Below are 18,773 nucleotides of genomic sequence, written 5' to 3' on the forward strand. Positions count from 1 at the left end.
TTTCCATGCCGATTTACAGCCATAGAATGCCGCGATGTTAATGTCATTTACCAGATTCGACCATATTTTTTTCAACCGTGTGCTGTTCATGCTGGGATTACTGTTTGCATCTGCCGCTTTTGCCGATACAGAGGAAGATGGTCGTTACTGGTTAAGCATCTACACCCAGGGCAAGTTACCGGCAGATAACTTTTACTGGAGTATGGATACGCATCCGCGCTGGCGTGAGGAAGGCAAGGAGTTCGACCAGCTGATTTTGCGGCCAGCTGTATTTTACAGATTCAATCCAAAATCCAGCGTCTGGCTGGGTTATGACACCGTGATCAATCATCCTGCCGGGCAATCCGATTTTCGCGAAAACCGGCTATGGGAGCAGTTCCAATACCAGTTTGATGAAGTGGCCGATATCACTTTCACCAGCCGCACCCGTTTCGAGCAACGCCGCCGGGAGGACTTCCAGGACGTAGGGCATCGCATGCGGCAGATGGTGCGGGCTACGACGCCAAGTACACTGCATCCGCAGATGCAGTGGGTGGTGTATGACGAATTGTTTATCAACTTCAACCAGACCGAATGGGGCGTGCGGCGCGGCATAGACCAGAACCGCCTGTTCCTGGGTATCAACTGGAAATTCAGCGATTTTTCCAACGTGGATGTCGGTTACCTGAACCAGTTCATCAATACCCGCACGGTAGACCGCGAAAACCACGTATTGATGACCACCTTTCGCTTCAACTTCTAACCGCGGAGCTTGAAACGCGCTGTGTTAAAATGGCGCTTTTATTTTCAAGTTGATACGCATGACGCAACTGACGGTTTCCCCCACCGAGCAATGGCTACGTGAAGCCTTGTCCAAACGCATCCTGATCCTGGATGGCGCGATGGGGACCATGATCCAGCAATACAAGCTGACTGAAGCCGACTACCGTGGCGAGCGTTTCAAGGACTTCCAGGGGCCGGCCGGCGAGCGCGAGCTGTTTGTCAAAGGCAATAACGAACTGCTGACCCTCACCCAGCCACATGTGATCCAGGAAATCCACGAGAAATACCTGGCTGCCGGTGCCGACATTGTAGAAACCAATACCTTTGGTGCTACCAGCGTGGCGCAAGATGATTACCATATGGCGCACCTGGTGTATGAAATGAACGTTGAGGCGGCCAAATTAGCCAAGGCCGCCTGCGTCAAATACAGCACACCGGACAAGCCGCGCTTTGTGGCTGGCGCATTGGGCCCTACTCCAAAAACCGCTTCGATTTCACCGGACGTCAATGATCCCGCCGCCCGTAATGTCAGTTTTGACCAGCTGGTAACTTCTTACCACGAGCAGATCCGCGGCCTGGTGGATGGCGGTGCCGATATCCTGATGGTGGAAACTATTTTCGATACCCTTAACTGTAAAGCCGCCTTGTTTGCGATCGAGACGTTTTTTGATGAACAGGGCAAGACCTGGCCTATCATGATTTCCGGCACGGTGACTGATGCTTCCGGCCGTATCCTTTCCGGCCAGACCGTCACGGCTTTCTGGCACTCAGTCCGTCATGTCAAACCGCTGACCGTAGGCCTGAACTGCGCGCTGGGTGCGACGCTGATGCGCCCGTATGCTGAAGAACTCAGCAAAGTGGCGGATACCTTTGTGTGTATCTACCCAAATGCCGGTTTGCCTAACCCGATGTCAGACACCGGTTTTGACGAAACGCCGGATGTGACTTCCAGCCTGGTCAGAGAGTTTGCTGACAGCGGCTTTATCAATATCGCCGGTGGCTGCTGCGGTACCACGCCCGGCCATATCAACGCGATTTATACCGCGATCAAGGACCTGCCACCACGCCAGGTACCCACGTTACCGGTCGCCACCAAGTTGTCCGGGCTGGAGCCATTTATTATTGATGAAAGCTCGCTGTATGTGAACGTCGGCGAGCGTACCAATGTGACCGGTTCCAAAGCGTTTGCGCGCATGATCATCAACGAGCAATACGAAGAAGCACTCAGCGTCGCCCGCCAGCAGGTAGAGAATGGCGCCCAGGTCATCGATATCAATATGGATGAAGGCATGCTGGATGCGGTTAAGGCGATGACGCACTTCCTTAACCTGGTTGCCTCCGAGCCGGATATCGCCCGCGTGCCCATCATGATCGACTCCTCCAAATGGGCGGTGATTGAGGCTGGCCTGAAATGTGTGCAAGGCAAGGCCATCGTCAACTCGATCTCGATGAAAGAAGGCGAAACCGAGTTCCTGCGCCAGGCCAAGCTATGCCAGCGGTATGGCGCGGCCGTAGTCGTGATGGCGTTTGACGAAGCCGGCCAGGCCGACACGTTTGCGCGCAAAACCGAGATCTGCAAACGCGCTTACGATCTGCTGGTAGGCCAGGGTTTTCCGCCGGAAGATATTATCTTTGACCCGAATATTTTCGCGATTGCCACCGGTATCGAAGAACACAACAACTACGCGGTGGACTTTATCGAAGCCACGCGCTGGATCAAGCAAAATCTGCCGTATGCGCGTATTTCCGGTGGCGTATCCAACGTCAGCTTTAGCTTCCGTGGCAACGAACCGGCGCGTGAAGCGATTCATACCGTGTTCCTCTACCATGCTATCCAGGCGGGCATGACCATGGGTATCGTCAACGCCGGCATGGTCGGCGTTTATGATGATATTCCCGCAGAATTGCGAGAACGCGTTGAAGATGTGGTGCTGAACCGTGTGGTCGACCCGGATAATCCGCTGGCGGCGACCGAGCGCATGATCGAGATAGCCGGTACGTTAGTTGCTGGCGGCAAAAAAGCGGAAGCCACACTGGCCTGGCGCGGTACACCGGAAAATCCGGTGCCAGCCAGCAAGCGCCTGGAATATGCACTGGTACATGGTATTACCGACTATATCGTCGCCGATACTGAAGAGGTCCGCCAGGACATCATGAACAACGGTGGTCGCCCTATCCATGTGATCGAAGGCCCGCTGATGGACGGCATGAATGTGGTCGGTGACCTGTTCGGCCAGGGCAAGATGTTCCTGCCGCAAGTGGTGAAATCGGCGCGCGTGATGAAATCCGCCGTCGCGCACCTGATCCCGTTTATCGAAGAAGAAAAAGCACTGGAAGAAAAACGCACCGGTGTAGTGGCCAAGCCCAAGGGCAAGGTGGTCATTGCCACGGTAAAAGGCGATGTGCACGATATCGGTAAAAACATCGTCTCGGTGGTGTTGCAGTGCAACAACTTCGAAGTGGTGAATATGGGTGTGATGGTGCCTGCCGCAGAGATTCTGGCCATGGCCAAGGCTGAGAATGCCGATATTATCGGCTTAAGCGGCCTGATTACGCCGTCGCTGGAAGAAATGGCCTATATCGCCAGGGAAATGCAGCGCGACCCGCATTTTGTAGCACAACAGACCCCATTGCTGATCGGTGGCGCGACCACCTCTCGCGCACACACCGCCGTGAAAATTGCGCCTAACTACGAAGGCCCGGTCATTTACGTACCGGATGCTTCCCGCTCGGTCAGCGTCATGCAAAACCTGCTGACGCCGGAAACGCGCGGCGCTTACCTGGCCGAGATCCAGGCCGATTACGAAAAAGCCCGTCACCAGCATGCCAATAAAAAAGGCGTGCCTATGCTGACCATCGCTGATGCGCGTGCCAATGCAGCCAAAGTAAACTTCGCCGCGCCAAATGCGCCGGTAAAACCCAAATTTATTGGTCGTCGTGTATTCAAAAATATCGACCTGGCATTGATTGCACAATATATAGACTGGGGTCCTTTCTTCCAGACCTGGGACCTGGCCGGTTTTTATCCTGCCATCCTCAAGGACGAGGTCGTCGGTGAAGCCGCAACCAAAGTGTTTGCCGAAGCGCAAACCATGCTCAAGCGCATTATTGATGGCCGCTGGTTAAATGCCAATGGCGTGATTACCTTGCTGCCAGCCAACCAGGTCAATCACGATGATATCGAGATCTATACCGATGAATCCCGCAGCCAGGTAGCGTTGACCTGGTACGGCATGCGCCAGCAAACACAAAAACCGGTGATTGACGGCGTGGCACGCCCTAACCAGTGCCTGGCCGACTTTGTTGCGCCCAAGGGCACCGATGACTATATTGGCCTGTTTGCGGTGACGGCTGGCCTGGGTATGGAAAAACGCCTGGCTGAGTACGAAAAGAATCATGATGACTACAACGCCATTATGTTCAAGTCACTGGCTGACCGTTTGGCCGAAGCGTTTGCCGAGTATATGCATGAGCGTGTGCGTACCGATTTCTGGGGCTATGCCGCCAGCGAAGCACTGGATAAGGAAGCGCTGATCAAAGAGCAATATAAAGGTATCCGTCCGGCGCCAGGCTACCCAGCCTGTCCGGACCATACGGTGAAAGCGGATATGTTCAGGGTGCTGCAGGCGGAAGAAATTGATATGCAGTTGACGGATAGTTACGCGATGTTGCCGGCAGCGGCAGTAAGCGGTTTTTATCTGGCCCATCCGGAATCCAGATATTTCAGTGTCGACAAGATAGCCAATGACCAGGTGGAAGACATGGCGAAGAGAAGGCATGTGGATAAGGCCTGGTTGGAGCGGTGGTTAGCACCTAACCTTGGGTAAGTAGTAATTACATATAAAAAGCGCACTATTCAGTGCGCTTTTTGTTTTGTCTGATTGATTTAGAAAATCACTCTTTGGGTTGTTGCATTGGCGGATTGGTTGGCGTTTTTTTCGCCACTAGGCGACCTTCTTTCTTATGCTTGTCCATAAGAAAGAGGGCAAAGAACAAGACACCCTAGCTTCCACTTATTTCCTGCGTTGCTCGAACCAGGACTTTCGTCCGTTGCTTTGCCGGATAGGCATAAGCGGTCACGAAACTCGCCCTAGCGGCCTGCAAACTTCGCAGGCCACCGCGGAGCTCAGACAGTCGCTCCCTTTCTCCTTATTTTGCCTGCGCTACTCGGCGCGTCAGATAGGGGCCCGGTTAAAATCACCACGATGAAGCGTTAACGAGACGCAATGGACAGAGCGCGCTAAGTAATCTTTGTAAGCTCTAAGACTAAACCAGCTATGTTGCTTTTTGTTTTGCACGACAATTGAGCGGGATGCTATGTATAGAAGTAATACACCCAATTGAAAGCGTGTGTGTTTTAGAGTCCCCTACCTGACGCGCCGAGTAGCGCAGTCAGCGTGGGAGCTTTCGGCCAGCGTCTGTTCGAGTTCCGCGGTGGCTTGCGTAGTGTGCAAGCCGCTAGGGCGAGTTTNCGAGCAACGCAGGAAATAAGCGGAAGCTAGGGTGCCCTTTCTTTTGGTTACTTATTCTTTGGGCAAGCAAAGAAAAGTAACTCGCCTAGGGGCGAAACACAATGGTAAATATTAAAAGAAATACCTATTAAAACTATCAGCAAGCGCGATACTAGCTTTTATATTGCAGCCAAGCTAAGCACTAACCCGGCCTGGATTCTCCTGCGGAACCCCTGCTATACCCTCCCCCAGAATGACAATGCAAACACCAAACCATGTTCTGAAAACTCTTGTCACATTCCCTCAACCACCCGATAAATTGAAATAAATGCTTACGAAACTGACACCCACCTTACAAAGCGCCATTTAATGCGAACTACGCCCTTTGGCGACTTGTCATTTCCCATGTAAAAGCGTTTAATGTAAGTATTGTAAAGACCATAAAAATCATTTTGATACCTGGATCTTAATACTTTGCCTTACGCATTTACACCATTATAAAAACCGTTATTACAGAAATTTGATTCTTTTCCGTTAACTGATTTAATGCATAAACATTTGAATACAGCCGCAACACAACTCAGACTGTGGGTCGTCACAGTGCTGCTGACTGTACTCGGCTTTGCATTAGTCGCTGAATTCTCCGATCACTCCAGCTACAGCGATGACACCGTCCGGATACGGGTCGCTGAAATTGTTGAATATACCGGCGATGGCGAATCACCGCTGACTGCGCCGCTTTACCTGATCCCCCCCGCCGCAAGCATCACTATTGCCTGCATGATTCCTTTTGCGTTGCTGTGTCTCTCTCGCCGTCGCGTGGCTCCACGCCCGGTGGTTGTTCGTCACCTGCATTCGCGCGCTCCGCCTGCCTCACACTAAGGTGTCATCCGCGTAAGCGCCTGTGCATGGCGCGCGCTGAACCTGAGCACCCACACGCCTGATTCCGCCATAAGGTACCCGTTTGCTTGCCTCAAAATAAGCAAGACAAACCTAGCAATATCACCTTAATCACCGCGGACAACACAGGCTGTGTATCGCAAGACAGGTTCAACGCCCATGCCAGTTCAGCACCTGGATGGTCATGCGTTGCATTACCCTTTCTTTATTATCTGATACACATAAATATGATGATTAAACAGCACTCAATGATTAAGCAGTTGGTCGTGTTAGGCTTTCTTGGCACTGTGCTCAGCGCCTGCCACAAAGAGGAAGAGCACAAGGAAGCGCCGCCTAAATTGGAAGTCACGTCGCCGTTGCGCAAAGACACCAACATTACCAAGGAATATGTCGCCCAGATCCATGCAACCCAGCATATTGAATTGCGTGCGCTGGAGCGTGGTTACCTGCAGGATATCTTTGTCGATGAGGGGCAAGTCGTCAAACAGGGGCAACCGATGTTCAAGATCATGCCTAACGTTTATCAGGTCGAATTACTGAAAGCGGAGGCGGAAGCCAAAACGGTGCAGATCGAATATGAGAATACGCGTGCGCTGGCGGAGAAGAATATTGTTTCTCCTAATGAACTGGCACTGGGTAAGGCCAAACTGGACAAAGCCAATGCAGAAGTGAAACTGGCTCAGACGCATTTGAATTTTACCGATATCAAGGCACCCTTTACCGGCGTCATGGACCACCTGGCAGCACGAAAAGGCAGCCTGATGGACGAAGGCGATTTGCTGACTACGCTGTCTGATAACAGCAAAATGTGGGTGTACTTTAACGTGCCGGAAGCCGAGTACCTGGATTACATGGCGATCAAAGACCGCGATGAACACCGCAAGGTCAAACTGAAAATGGCCAACGGGCAAGTGTTTAACCAGGAAGGGGCCATCGAAACCATTGAAGGCGATTTCGACAATAAAACCGGCAATATTGAGTTCCGGGCTGTGTTTAACAATCCTGACCGCGTGCTCAGGCATGGTGAAACCGGCAATATCCTGATGAACGTACCTTTCCCGAATGCGTTGCTGATTCCGCAAAAAGCGACATTTGAAGTGCTGGATAAAACCTATGTGTATGTGGTGACCAAAGCCAACAAGCTGGAACAGCGCCTGATCACGATTGCTGCCGAGCAACCCCATCTGTTTATCGTGAAATCCGGGCTGAAGGAAGATGATCGCGTGTTGATCGAAGGCCTGCGCAGGGTACAGAACGGCGAAACCATCGCGGTGAATTTCCAGACACCGGAGCATGTGTATTCCCATTTAGACCTTTACGCCGAATAGTCAGCCAGAAAGCGAATCCCCCATGCTAAGTATCTTTATCAAAAGACCGGTCATGGCGATTATTTTGTCGCTATTGATCGTATTTTTAGGTTTTCTTTCTATCAAGTCACTGCCGACTTCGCAGTTCCCTGACATTGCGCCACCACGCGTGATCGTATCCCTGGCTTATCCTGGTGCGAGTGCCGACGTGCTTGTGCAATCATCGCTGATTACGATTGAACGCGCCATTAACGGCGTGCCGGGCATGAAATACATCGTGTCAGATGCGACCAGTGCCGGTGAAGCGACTATCCAGGTGATTTTTGCGCTGGGTACCGACCCTAACCAGGCCATGATTAACGTCAAGACCAGGATTGACCAGGTGATGAGCCGCTTGCCGGAACTGGTGCAACTCGAAGGTGTAGTCGTCGAACGCGTGCAGCCAAGCATGCTGATGTACATCAACCTGTTCAGCAAGGATAAGAACGCTGACGAGAAGTTTTTGTATAACTACGCCAACGTCAATGTGATTCCGGAAATCCAGCGTGTAAACGGTATTGCCAGTGCCAAGATCCTGGGTAGCCGCCAGTATGCGATGCGTATCTGGCTGAACCCTGACCGCATGCGTGCTTACAAGGTGTCTATCGAAGACGTCATGAAAGCCATCAGCGAGCAAAGTATCATCGGCCGTCCAGGTCGCCTGGGGCAAAGCTCGGGTATTTCCGCGCAATCAAAAGAATATGTGTTGGTTTACAAAGGCCGTTACAACAAGCCGGAAGAATATGGCGACATCATTATCCGCGCCGATTCCGAAGGTGAGATCCTGAAACTGAAAGACCTGGCCAAAATTGAACTGGGCAGCGAGTTTTTCGATATTTATTCCAACAAGGATGGTTTCCCGTCTGCTGCCATCGTACTCAAGCAAAACTACGGCAGTAATGCCAGCGAGGTGATTGAGAACGTTAAAAAGAAAATGGAAGAGTTGAAACCTAACTTTCCGGCGGGGATGGCTTACGAGATCGATTATGACGTTTCCAAATTCCTGGATGCTTCTATCGAGAAAGTATTACATACGCTGGTAGAGGCCTTTTTCCTGGTCGCGCTGGTGGTGTATATCTTCCTAGGTGACTGGCGCTCAACGCTGATCCCTATCCTGGCGGTACCGGTGTCGCTGATTGGTACTTTCTTTTGTATGCAGCTGTTCGGCATCACCATCAATCTGATCACCCTGTTCGCGCTGGTGCTGGCGATCGGTATCGTGGTCGATAACGCGATTGTGGTGGTGGAAGCGGTACACGCCAAGTTTGAAGAAGACGAGCACATCTCGCCCTACCGCGCGACGCAAAAAGTGCTGGGCGAGATTGGTGGTGCGATTGTCGCGATCACACTGGTGATGACCGCGGTATTCGTACCGGTGGCTTTCATGACCGGTCCGGTCGGGGTGTTTTACCGCCAGTTCTCCATTACCATGGCATCGTCTATTGTGATTTCCGGTGTGGTGGCGTTGTCGTTAACGCCAGTGCTGTGCGCGATTTTGCTGAAAAACCATCATGGTCAACCCAAACGCAGGACACCGGTGAGCTGGCTGATCGATAAATTCAACCGCTGGTTTGACCGCTTGACCGGGCATTACACCAGGTTCCTGAGCAAAATCGTGACCCTACGCAGTGTTTCTATTTTGGCCCTAGTCGGATTCGCCTTTGGTACCTTTGTGATGAACCAGACCTTGCCTGCCGGTTTTATTCCGGGTGAGGATCAAGGGCAGATTTACGCGATCATCCAGACGCCGCCGGGCTCAACACTGGAAGCCACCAACAAAGTCGCGCGTTTGCTGCAGAATGAGGCCAAAAAAGTAGACGGCATTGAATCAGTTTCTGCATTGGCGGGTTATGAAATCCTGACCGAAGGCCGTGGTTCTAATGCGGGAACCTGTTTGATCAACCTGAAAGACTGGTCTAAACGCGATAAATCAGTGCAGCAGATTATTGAAGAACTGGAAGAAAAGACCAAAAACTTCGGTGCGGTGATCGAGTATTTCGAACCGCCTGCGGTGCCGGGTTATGGTGCGGCATCGGGGTTGGCTTTGCGCCTGCTGGATAAAACTAACGGCACTGATTATCATGCGTTCGACAAAATCAACCAGGAGTTCATGGCGGCTTTAGGCAAACGCAAAGAGCTGACCGGCCTGTTCACATTTTATGCGGCCAACTATCCGCAATATGAACTGGAGATCGACAACAAGGCAGCCATGCAAAAAGGCGTATCTATCGGTAAAGCGATGGATAACCTGAACATCCTTATCGGTAGTACTTTCGAGCAAGGCTTTATCCGCTTTAACAATTATTTCAGGGTTTATACACAGGCGAGTCCGGAATTCAGGCGCTACCCTAGCGATATCCTGAATTACTACGTGAAAAACGACGACGGTGAGATGGTGCCTTACTCCGCTTTCATGAAGATGAAGAAAATGCAGGGCCCGAACGAGATCACCCGTTATAACCTGTATAACTCAGCCACTATCCGTGCTACACCCGCGCCTGGTTACACCAGTGATGACGCGATCAAGGCAGTGAAGGAAGTTGCCAAAGCCACTTTGCCACACGGCTATGATATTGGCTGGGAAGGCCTGTCATTCGACGAGGCGCAACGTGGTAATGAAGCGTTAGTGATTTTCGCCGTGGTGCTGATCTTCGTTTACATGGTGCTCGCCGCACAATACGAAAGTTTTGTATTGCCACTAGCGGTGATCCTGTCGCTGCCGGCAGGTGTATTCGGTACTTTCTTTCTGCTGAAATCACTGGGGCTGGCCAACGATATTTATGCGCAGGTCGGGCTGGTGATGCTGGTGGGTCTGCTCGGTAAAAACGCGGTGCTGATCGTGGAGTTTGCGGTGCAGAAACGCAATCAGGGCATGTCATTACGTGATGCGGCGATTGAAGGCGCCAAAGCCCGGTTCCGGCCTATCCTGATGACCTCGTTTGCGTTCCTTGCCGGCTTGATTCCTTTGGTAATGGCCACTGGAGCAGGTGCCGTAGGTAACCGCACCATCGGTACCTCAGCCTTTGGCGGCATGCTGTTCGGCACGGTATTCGGTGTCATCCTGATCCCCGGCCTTTACTACATGTTTGCCAAAATGACGGATGGTAAAACCCTGATCAAGCACGAGGAACAAGACCCTCTGACTGAAATTTATCACTATAGCAAGGGCCTGGAAGATGATGATGAAGCATAACCTTAACTCTCGCAAGACCGTGGCCTGGCTGATTGCGGGCAGCACAGCCATGCTGCTGCAATCTTGCTCCATTCCCGGCATCACGACCAAACAGGCGGATACCACTTTACCCACCCACTTTCAGCAGGGGGTGGAGCCTGCCGGCAATAGTGCCACCGTCAACTGGAAAGACTTTTTTGAAGATCAGAACCTGATATCACTGATTGATATCGCGGTAGCCAACAACAAGGAAGTCAACATGATGGCGCAGCGCATCAGCGTCGCCCAGAATGAAATCCAGGCCCGGCGCGGCGAGTACCTGCCATTTGTCGGCATCGGTGCGAGTGCTGATAAAGAAAAAGTTGGCAAATACACCCGCAACGGCGCCGTGGAAGAAAACCTGGATATCAAGGAGGGCCGCTCCAACCCGCGCTTCCTGGGTAACTACCAGTTTGGCTTGACCGCCTCGTGGGAGCTGGACGTATGGAAGAAACTGCGTAACGCCACCAAGGTTGCGGTGACTGAATACATGGCCAGTATCGAGGGCAAGCACTTCCTGGTGACCAACCTGGTGGCCGAAGTCGCCAATGCATACTATGAGCTGGTCGCGCTGGACAACGAGCTGGAAACGCTGGACCAGAATATCGCCATTCAGCAAAATGCCTTTGAAGTCGTGAAACAGCTGCAACAATATGCACGCGCCAACTCGCTGGCAGTGAAACGGTTTGAAGCAGAAGTGAAAAAGAACCAGAGCCGCCAGTTTGTATTGAAACAGCAAATTGTAGAAACCGAAAACCGCATCAACTTCTTGCTGGGCAGAACCCCACAACCGGTGGCGCGTTCATCGGCACACTTTATGGATATGCAACCGAAGATGGTACAGGCAGGCGTGCCATCCGAGTTGTTGGCTAACCGCCCGGATATCCGCCAGGCGGAGCTGGAACTCTCAGCGGCCAAGCTGAATATCGATGTCGCCAAAGCCAACTTTTACCCTTCATTCTCTATCCGTGGCGGGTTAGGGTTCCAGGCATTTGATCCAAAATACCTGCTCAACATCCCCGCCTCGGTCATGGCCTCGTTTGGTGGTGAGCTGGTCGCCCCGCTGATTAACCGGAATGCGATAGAAGCACAATACAAGAGCGCCAGTGCCATGCAAGTGCAGGCCGCTTATGAATATGAGCAGAAAATCATCAATGCCTATATGGAAGTGGCCAACCAGGTATCCAATATGGACAACCTGGATAAAAACTACCAGTTGAAAAACAAACAGGTCGAGTCACTGACCCAATCGATTGATGTCGCCAACCAGCTATTCAAAGCCGCGCGTGCTGACTATATGGAAGTATTATTGACGCAACGCGATGCACTGGATGCCAAAATGGAGTTGATAGAAACCAAGCAACAACAGGTTTCAGCCGTGGTGAATCTGTATCGCTCGCTGGGTGGTGGCTGGAAGTAAGGCTAGGAAGAAGATATTCACAAGACAGGGTTTAGCTATATTGCAACCTCACCTTGCGAGATCGTACGGGACTCTTTTATAGATATCCTCCACGTGATGGTTTTAAACGGGTCCCCTATCTGACGCGCCGAGTAGCGCAGTCAGCGTGGGAGTTTTCGGCCAGCGTCTGTTTGAGTTCCGCGGTGGCTTGCGTCTTTTGCAAGCCGCTAGGGCGAGTTTCGTTGGCCGCCCACGTTGATGAGCAACGCAGGAAATAAGCGGAAGCTAGGGTGCCCTTTCTTTTGGTTACTTATTCTTTGGGCAAGCAAAGAAAAGTAACTCGCCTAGGGGCGAAANGAGCAACGCAGGAAATAAGCGGAAGCTAGGGTGCCCTTTCTTTTGGTTACTTATTCTTTGGGCAAGCAAAGAAAAGTAACTCGCCTAGGGGCGAAATAGAAAGATGAAAATCTACTATGAAATACTTTTTTGCATAAGTCAGTCTAATCGCAGGCACAGTGAATGCTCTATGGAAACCCATGCTACACCCTTCGCAGGAATGACCTTTAGTTATAGGCCGCGTTTACTTCAGTATAAACGTGCAGAGCGAGATGAAATAACAGGATTTTTACTCAAAATCCGGGTCAGCAGGCAAGTTTCCATTATGAACTAATGACTCCCTGTAACGCAGATAGGCGTCCCGAACAAACAGATATTGATCTATTGAAATATCGTCAAGAATTTCCGATGTCGTTAACTGATCACTTCTGGCATTGGTAATTTGTAATGCGGTTAAAGAGTAATAAAGTGAATTGTCAGACACAAGTGCTTGCGGAGTAACAACAAGATTACTTACCAGCGTCGTGGTATCTCTTAAAGAAGATGGCCCGAAGATTGGCCAAACGATATATGCCCCAGAGCCCATTCCCCAATATCCAAGCGCTTGTCCTAAATCCTCGTTATGCTTTTCAAATCCCAGCGGGGTCGCTACATCAAATAGCCCAAGCACACCAATCGTACTGTTGGTAGCGAAACGCATTAAATCAGACGCACCATCGATTTGCCGACCTTGAAGAAAAGAACTGATAGCAGACAGCAAGTCACGCGGATTGGCGTAAAAATTACGGACACTTTGCCTAACTGTACCTGGTACAACTTTCTGATAGCCTTTAGCGACGGGCTTTAATACTACGTCATCTAATTTTTGATTAAATGCGAAAGTCTTCCGATTCACTTGTTCCAATGGGTCAGGATTACCTGCTGTTGCACATCCCGATAACGCTGCCAGCGTCATCAAATGCATCATATTTGCTACTTTCATCTGTGCTACTCCTCGTTGAAGCTTAAATGCTTCCTGTGCACTCTATTACTAGACCGTTACTGGCCTGACTAGTTGCCAAATTAAAAAATATCGCATGAATTAATGACGCCCATCTTTTCTGCATCTATGCTTCAGCAGCCAGAAATCCCAAAACAAGAGAAAATCCAGAGAATGGGCACGTCATAGGTCTGGTATACATAGGTGTTATAACGTGTGGTTATCCGTAACATTGCTGTTTAGGCCAGGTTCCTTCAATCGGCACCCTAGGTCGAACACTTGCAAACAATCCAGCTCAGTCTAAAACAGGGGCATGACAAGATTATTTGTATGCATAGGCAGTGAATGTCTTAGGATAAGAAAGACTTAGAGAGCACTAGTCAATGATTTTTATAGTGCAGGATAAAAAGAAAGAGATGTTCTTTTGATTGGGCTGTCACTCAAAAACCAACGGCATCAACCACCGCTCAATCACCACCACGATATATGCCTGTTCATCCAGACTAAGCGCCCTCCCAGCCGGGATTCTATGCCACTTGGCCAAACACCCGCGACAACAAGTCGCTGTTGCATGCTGCGCCACAAACACCGGATGCCCGCGCATCGGCGTTTGCTGACCCTCATTGGCAATGACTGCCGGGGCAAGCCGGTCCGCAATAAAAGCCTCCGCGTGATCCAGCACCACCGCCAGGCCTTTTTGCCGCAGGTATTGCGTATCCCTGGCATTCAGCCGGAAACTGGTGCGGAATGTTGACCGTTGTAACGCCTGGAACAACTGATCAAGATCGCGCATGGTTTATCCGGGGTTAATGCAGTTCCGACACATGCAGATCACGCAGTTTAGGCGCTTTGACCGCGGTGACGCCAACCACCGCAATCGTCATCAGGCCGCCGAATACCACCGAGGGCACCAGCCCCATTAACCTTGCCGTGAGGCCGGATTCGAATGCGCCCAGCTCATTGGATGAACCTATGAAAATCCCATTGATGGCAGACACCCGCCCGCGCATGCCATCAGGCGTTGCCAGTTGCAGGATGGTTTGCCGCAGAATCACCGAGACGGCATCCATCATGCCGGAGATTGCCAATATGATGGCGGCCAGCCAGTAGGTAGTGGTTAAGCCAAAGGCAATCATGCACAGGCCAAATCCGGCCACTGCCAGCAATAACCAGCGTCCGCTATGCTGATGAATCGGGTTTTTCGCCAGCCATAAGCCGGTAATAATCGCGCCTACTGCCGGAGCCGCGCGTAATACACCCAGCCCTTCAGGACCCATCTGGTAAACGTCATGCACAAAGGCGGGCAACATCGCCACCGCACCGCCAAACAGTACCGCAAACATATCCAGCAATTGCGCCGCCAGCACCACCTGCGTACGTCGGACAAACTGCAAACCTTCCGCGATACTGGCAAACACTTTCATAGGCGTATGGCTGCGATGTTCTTTAACATGCAAGGTCATCGCTGAAATGGCCGCACCCAATGCGAGTAAGGCAGATATTTCATAAGCGACGTATTTATTGGCAAAACCGACTAACAGGCCACCCATCGCCGGGCCAACAATCAGGCCAATCTGAAACATGGAACTGCCGATACCCGATGCCTTGGCTATCGATGCACGCGGAACAATGAGTGCAAACAGCGTGTTGTAACTAGGGGAAATCAGCGCTCTTGCGAAGCCGGTCAGTGCGACCGTGCCATAAATCCACATCACGGTATGCGCTGGCTGATGCAAAGTGATCAGCACCAGCATTACCGCGTTTACTGAAAGAAACAGCGCGGCGACGGTGGCAAACCCTTTGCGTGAAAAATAATGATCCACTGCGTGGCCGAGAAACAGGGCGCTACTCATGTAGGGGATGACTTCTGCCAGCCCGATCAGGCCGAGTGACCAGGGGTCGTGCGTGAGTTCGTAAATATGCCAGCCGATGGCAACCATCATCATCTGGTAAGACAACACCATCTGGATACGAAAGGCGAGTAACTTGGGGAAAGCGTAACCCTGATGGGCGAGAATCTGGCGTACGGACAAGGACATACAGTCATTATACGCTATCAATATCCGCCCCCAGCCGATCGCACAAGCACTTCAGAAGTCGCGTTGATTGCCCTACAATAGCGGCGCGGGTGCGGTGAATCAGGCAGTACGCGAAGTGATTCGCTGATGAGCCGTCGTTGACCCCGTGCGACTCTGCCGATATAGATGGGGCGCACCCGCCGTTTTATTTTCAAGAACGCTTATCATGTGTCCTGACTCAGCGATATTGCAGTATTGAAGTTGCCAAGCTCACTCACCCAATTAACACTATCCGCCATGCACATATATCCATTTGCTATCTCATCACTGCTATTTCTGATCTCATCGCCAATCATTGCTGGCGACGCTATCAGCGCAAACCAGGCCATTGATCACCCGGTCACTATTCCTGGTTCCGTGATTAATTATTTAACCAAAGAAATTGATAGCGTGTACGCAGAATGTGAAGAAGAAGGGTTAATTGTCAGCAAAGCCTTTGAAGCCAGACCTGTGGAATTGAACTCATCTGTGAAAGCCTTAGTCGTAAAACCACGCTCAAGATGTTTTTGCAGTAATGACGAATGCCCGATGTGGGTGTTTGATACCTTGCCCCAAAAAGCGAAAGTGATTTTTGAATCATCTATGGCGGGCTTGTTAACCCTCTCGGACAAGAAAACCAAAGGATTCCCGGATATCAGGGTTTCTGGCGGCTTACCCAGCCATGGTTATGAAGTGCGTTATGTGTGGGATGGCACCGAGTATCAGGAGATTTACAACCAGGTCTGGATCTGGAATCCGGACAGGAAATGTACTGAGGCTGAAATCGAGGAATTGAAAAACGGCAAATGGGTTAAGACATCAAACGTATGTCTTAAAGTTTAAAAATTCATTCGTGCGGTGGTTACTCACCACATGAAAAATCTTAAAAGGCATCACAATAATGTTTGTAACCATGAGATCACTAGCTGCAAACGCAGCACTATTTTTTCTATTTTTTAACGCGATACTTGCCCAGGCGGATGAAACGTTCAGCACCAAAGAGCAGTTCAAAAACCCGGCTAAAATTCCTGCCTCTATCATTTCTCACCTGACCAAAGAAGTAGGTAAATCTGCACTAGCCAGTTGCTCGGAACACAAACCTGCAGAGTTGTTTGAAGCAGAGTTATTGAGCTTGAATAAGAGCGCAAAGGCTTACCTGGTAAAACCTGTGCGCACCTGTTTATGCAGCGAATCTACATGCCCGGTATGGCTGTATCAGATGAAAGGCAGTGCAGCGAAACTGATCTGGAATATGCCAGCCACCAGCAAAGTAGAAGTACTGGACAAAAAATTAAACGGATACAGGAAAATCAGTGAAGCTTCGAGTGAGGCGACACATGGTAGCGAATCTACGTGGTCATGGGATAGAAATAGTTATACGGAAATCTACAAGAACGAATGGCATATGGATGCCGAGAAAAAATGTCGTTTAGGTGAAGAAACCATACAGCTAATGGATGGAAAAATGGTGAATCACACGATTAAATGTACCCAGGATTAGTGGAGTTGCGCTAATCTGAACAACTCAGGTAATGACTCTCCGGCGTTTATTGGGATCATATGTGATTGGGATGCATGTCTATGCGCAGTCTACTCGATACATGGTTGCTGTTCGTGGTATTACTCATTTCAGGAACAGCAATGGCGACAGACAGCATGCAGCTATGGGTGACTGTCGATTGGGAAGGTTTATCGCTGGAAGAAGATAACCTCCAGACCATGCGTTCTTTCCGTGAAAAATTTCCGTACATTCCCTTACTTCATCTCATCAATCCTGCCTACTTCATACAGCCAGGCGTCAATCGCGCACAGATAGGCAGCCATATCCGCAGCACGTTTTTACCGCATGACACGGTAGGTTTGCATGTGCATGCCATGCGTTCATTGGTCGAGCATTGCGGGGTAACTTTTCAGGCCAGGCCTTCCATCACTGATACACCGGAAGACTGCGCCCAGGCCAGTTGTGGTTATACAGTGAGCCTTGAGTATGCCTACAGCCAGCAAGAACTGACCAAACTGGTTGCGTGCAGCAGCGAGTTAATGGTGACGAATGGCTTTCAGCGACCACGTCATTTCCGTGCCGGTGCCTGGCAATCTGGCCCCAAGCTGCAAGCCGCACTGGAGGCAAACCGCTTTAAGTGGGATAGCTCAAATATCGATGCCAATTTACTCGCCGGGCGATGGCATCAGGACAGCAGCATGATCAGGCTGTTAAAAGCACTGCACCCGCATAGTACGCCGCTGGAGCAACCTTATGCACTCAGCACCGAGCTGATGGAATACCCTGATAATGCCGCGCTGGCCGATTACACCAACACCAAAGAGCTATTGCAGCTGTTCGAGCAACTATTGAATGCCCATAAGCCAGTCATGGTGCTGGGTTTTCATCAGGAATCTGCTGCTGATTACCTCTTTCATCTTGAGCGGGCTATTCCGCATATGGAGAAACTTGCCAGGCAGAAAAATGTCCGTATTGAGTGGATGCACTGAGCGCTGGCAGCGATCCCACCTGGCACTTTCTTCATACAAGATCATTATTGATGGATTTATTTTCTGAACAACAATCTTCGCAAGTAGAGCTTGCTGAAGGCGCTTTCTGGTTACCCGGCTTCGCCCTGCCATTCATAGGGATGATTTGGCCTTATTTGCAGCAGCATTTAGCGTTGCATCCTGCGCAAAAAATGACGACACCCAGCGGTTACCCTATGTCGGTTAAAACAACCAGCATAGGTGATTTTGGCTGGGTGAGCAGTCTGCGAGGCTATAGCTACAGCGCAACCAATCCTGCGAACAATCTACATTGGCCGACCTTACCACCTGTCATTTTGCAGTTGGCTGCTGAGGCGGCTCAAGCTGCCGGTTATACACACTTTGTGCCAGATAGCTGCCTGATTAATATCTACGAACCCGGCAGCAAGATGGGTTTGCATCAGGATAAAGATGAAAAGGATTTCTCGCAGCCGATTGTCTCGGTGTCGCTAGGTATTCCGGCTACGTTTTTATTTGGCGGGGCCAAACGCAGTGACAAATCTATCAAAGTGCCATTAAATCATGGCGATGTTGTGGTTTGGGGTGGCCCCAGCCGGCGTTTTTACCACGGAATTACCACTATAAAACCTGATGTGCATCCTGTCATTGGCGCCCAGCGCATTAACCTTACTTTAAGAAAAACGCAATAAATATAACTGTTCATTACCTTACAGTTTATGTAGTTATTTCAATATCTTACGCTTAAGGGTATCCGCAAAACGCCTGATCAGCATCAAAAAACCAGTGCTATTCCGGGTTGCATCTGTTTTTCAAAAGAGTACACTGAACTTGTCCCGGCCGCC

13 protein-coding genes are annotated in these 18,773 nt (G+C 50.6%); 10 read left to right on the plus strand and 3 right to left on the minus strand.

Annotation, left to right across the window (positions count from 1 at the left end; genetic code table 11):
- The first annotated feature begins 40 nt into the window (after positions 1 to 40).
- The 6 genes from ASG34_RS10640 to ASG34_RS10665 all read left to right on the plus strand — a co-directional run bounded on the left by ASG34_RS10640 (position 41) and on the right by ASG34_RS10665 (position 12,090).
- On the plus strand, positions 41 to 742 hold the full coding sequence (locus ASG34_RS10640; protein WP_055830337.1) for a DUF2490 domain-containing protein: 702 nt from the start codon (positions 41 to 43) through the stop codon (positions 740 to 742).
- Between the two features lie 58 nt (positions 743 to 800).
- Positions 801 to 4,589 (plus strand): methionine synthase, encoded by a 3,789-nt coding sequence (gene metH / locus ASG34_RS10645; protein ID WP_055830340.1) that lies wholly within the window; start codon positions 801 to 803, stop codon positions 4,587 to 4,589.
- Between the two features lie 1,182 nt (positions 4,590 to 5,771).
- Positions 5,772 to 6,095, plus strand: coding sequence for a hypothetical protein (locus ASG34_RS10650; protein ID WP_235559775.1), 324 nt, complete (start codon positions 5,772 to 5,774; stop codon positions 6,093 to 6,095).
- Between the two features lie 266 nt (positions 6,096 to 6,361).
- Positions 6,362 to 7,441, plus strand: coding sequence for an efflux RND transporter periplasmic adaptor subunit (locus ASG34_RS10655; RefSeq protein ID WP_055830343.1), 1,080 nt, complete (start codon positions 6,362 to 6,364; stop codon positions 7,439 to 7,441).
- Positions 7,442 to 7,463: 22 nt separating this feature from the next.
- On the plus strand, positions 7,464 to 10,652 hold the full coding sequence (locus ASG34_RS10660; RefSeq protein ID WP_055830345.1) for an efflux RND transporter permease subunit: 3,189 nt from the start codon (positions 7,464 to 7,466) through the stop codon (positions 10,650 to 10,652).
- Positions 10,653 to 10,701: 49 nt separating this feature from the next.
- Positions 10,702 to 12,090, plus strand: a complete 1,389-nt coding sequence (locus tag ASG34_RS10665; RefSeq protein WP_369814566.1) for a TolC family protein — start codon at positions 10,702 to 10,704, stop codon at positions 12,088 to 12,090.
- A 604-nt stretch (positions 12,091 to 12,694) separates the two neighbouring features.
- Here the strand turns inward: ASG34_RS10665 and ASG34_RS10670 are convergent.
- From ASG34_RS10670 to ASG34_RS10680, 3 genes are all read right to left on the minus strand, one after another.
- Positions 12,695 to 13,387, minus strand: a complete 693-nt coding sequence (locus tag ASG34_RS10670; protein ID WP_055830349.1) for an MlaA family lipoprotein — start codon at positions 13,385 to 13,387, stop codon at positions 12,695 to 12,697.
- Between the two features lie 433 nt (positions 13,388 to 13,820).
- Positions 13,821 to 14,177, minus strand: coding sequence for a DUF4186 domain-containing protein (locus ASG34_RS10675; RefSeq protein ID WP_055830351.1), 357 nt, complete (start codon positions 14,175 to 14,177; stop codon positions 13,821 to 13,823).
- 13 nt (positions 14,178 to 14,190) lie between these two features.
- Positions 14,191 to 15,423, minus strand: a complete 1,233-nt coding sequence (locus ASG34_RS10680) for an MFS transporter (protein WP_055830353.1) — start codon at positions 15,421 to 15,423, stop codon at positions 14,191 to 14,193.
- A gap of 276 nt (positions 15,424 to 15,699) precedes the next feature.
- Between ASG34_RS10680 and ASG34_RS10685 the strand changes: the two genes are divergently transcribed.
- The 4 genes from ASG34_RS10685 (at position 15,700) to alkB (ending at position 18,620) form a co-directional block, all read left to right on the plus strand.
- On the plus strand, positions 15,700 to 16,284 hold the full coding sequence (locus ASG34_RS10685; protein ID WP_055830355.1) for a hypothetical protein: 585 nt from the start codon (positions 15,700 to 15,702) through the stop codon (positions 16,282 to 16,284).
- A 70-nt stretch (positions 16,285 to 16,354) separates the two neighbouring features.
- Positions 16,355 to 16,942, plus strand: coding sequence for a hypothetical protein (locus tag ASG34_RS10690; RefSeq protein ID WP_055830892.1), 588 nt, complete (start codon positions 16,355 to 16,357; stop codon positions 16,940 to 16,942).
- Positions 16,943 to 17,022: 80 nt separating this feature from the next.
- Positions 17,023 to 17,931, plus strand: a complete 909-nt coding sequence (locus tag ASG34_RS10695; protein ID WP_235559776.1) for a hypothetical protein — start codon at positions 17,023 to 17,025, stop codon at positions 17,929 to 17,931.
- 50 nt (positions 17,932 to 17,981) lie between these two features.
- A complete protein-coding gene (alkB, locus tag ASG34_RS10700; RefSeq protein WP_055830893.1) occupies positions 17,982 to 18,620 on the plus strand; it encodes a DNA oxidative demethylase AlkB in 639 nt (212 codons plus the stop codon).
- Positions 18,621 to 18,773 lie beyond the last annotated feature (153 nt).

Origin of the sequence: Methylophilus sp. Leaf416 (assembly GCF_001424665.1) — a bacterium.
In the GTDB taxonomy this organism is placed as follows: Bacteria; Pseudomonadota; Gammaproteobacteria; order Burkholderiales; family Methylophilaceae; genus Methylophilus.

Bases quoted from the DNA above. Each gene is read 5' to 3' on its own strand.
- ASG34_RS10640 (WP_055830337.1), top strand. From the start codon at position 41: ATGTCATTTACCAGATTCGACCATATTTTTTTCAACCGTGTGCTGTTC.
- metH (WP_055830340.1), top strand. From the start codon at position 801: ATGACGCAACTGACGGTTTCCCCCACCGAGCAATGGCTACGTGAAGCC.
- ASG34_RS10655 (WP_055830343.1), top strand. From the start codon at position 6,362: ATGATTAAGCAGTTGGTCGTGTTAGGCTTTCTTGGCACTGTGCTCAGC.
- ASG34_RS10660 (WP_055830345.1), top strand. From the start codon at position 7,464: ATGCTAAGTATCTTTATCAAAAGACCGGTCATGGCGATTATTTTGTCG.
- ASG34_RS10665 (WP_369814566.1), top strand. From the start codon at position 10,702: ATGCTGCTGCAATCTTGCTCCATTCCCGGCATCACGACCAAACAGGCG.
- ASG34_RS10670 (WP_055830349.1), bottom strand. From the start codon at position 13,387: ATGAAAGTAGCAAATATGATGCATTTGATGACGCTGGCAGCGTTATCG.
- ASG34_RS10675 (WP_055830351.1), bottom strand. From the start codon at position 14,177: ATGCGCGATCTTGATCAGTTGTTCCAGGCGTTACAACGGTCAACATTC.
- ASG34_RS10680 (WP_055830353.1), bottom strand. From the start codon at position 15,423: ATGTCCTTGTCCGTACGCCAGATTCTCGCCCATCAGGGTTACGCTTTC.
- ASG34_RS10685 (WP_055830355.1), top strand. From the start codon at position 15,700: ATGCACATATATCCATTTGCTATCTCATCACTGCTATTTCTGATCTCA.
- ASG34_RS10690 (WP_055830892.1), top strand. From the start codon at position 16,355: ATGAGATCACTAGCTGCAAACGCAGCACTATTTTTTCTATTTTTTAAC.
- ASG34_RS10695 (WP_235559776.1), top strand. From the start codon at position 17,023: ATGCGCAGTCTACTCGATACATGGTTGCTGTTCGTGGTATTACTCATT.
- alkB (WP_055830893.1), top strand. From the start codon at position 17,982: ATGGATTTATTTTCTGAACAACAATCTTCGCAAGTAGAGCTTGCTGAA.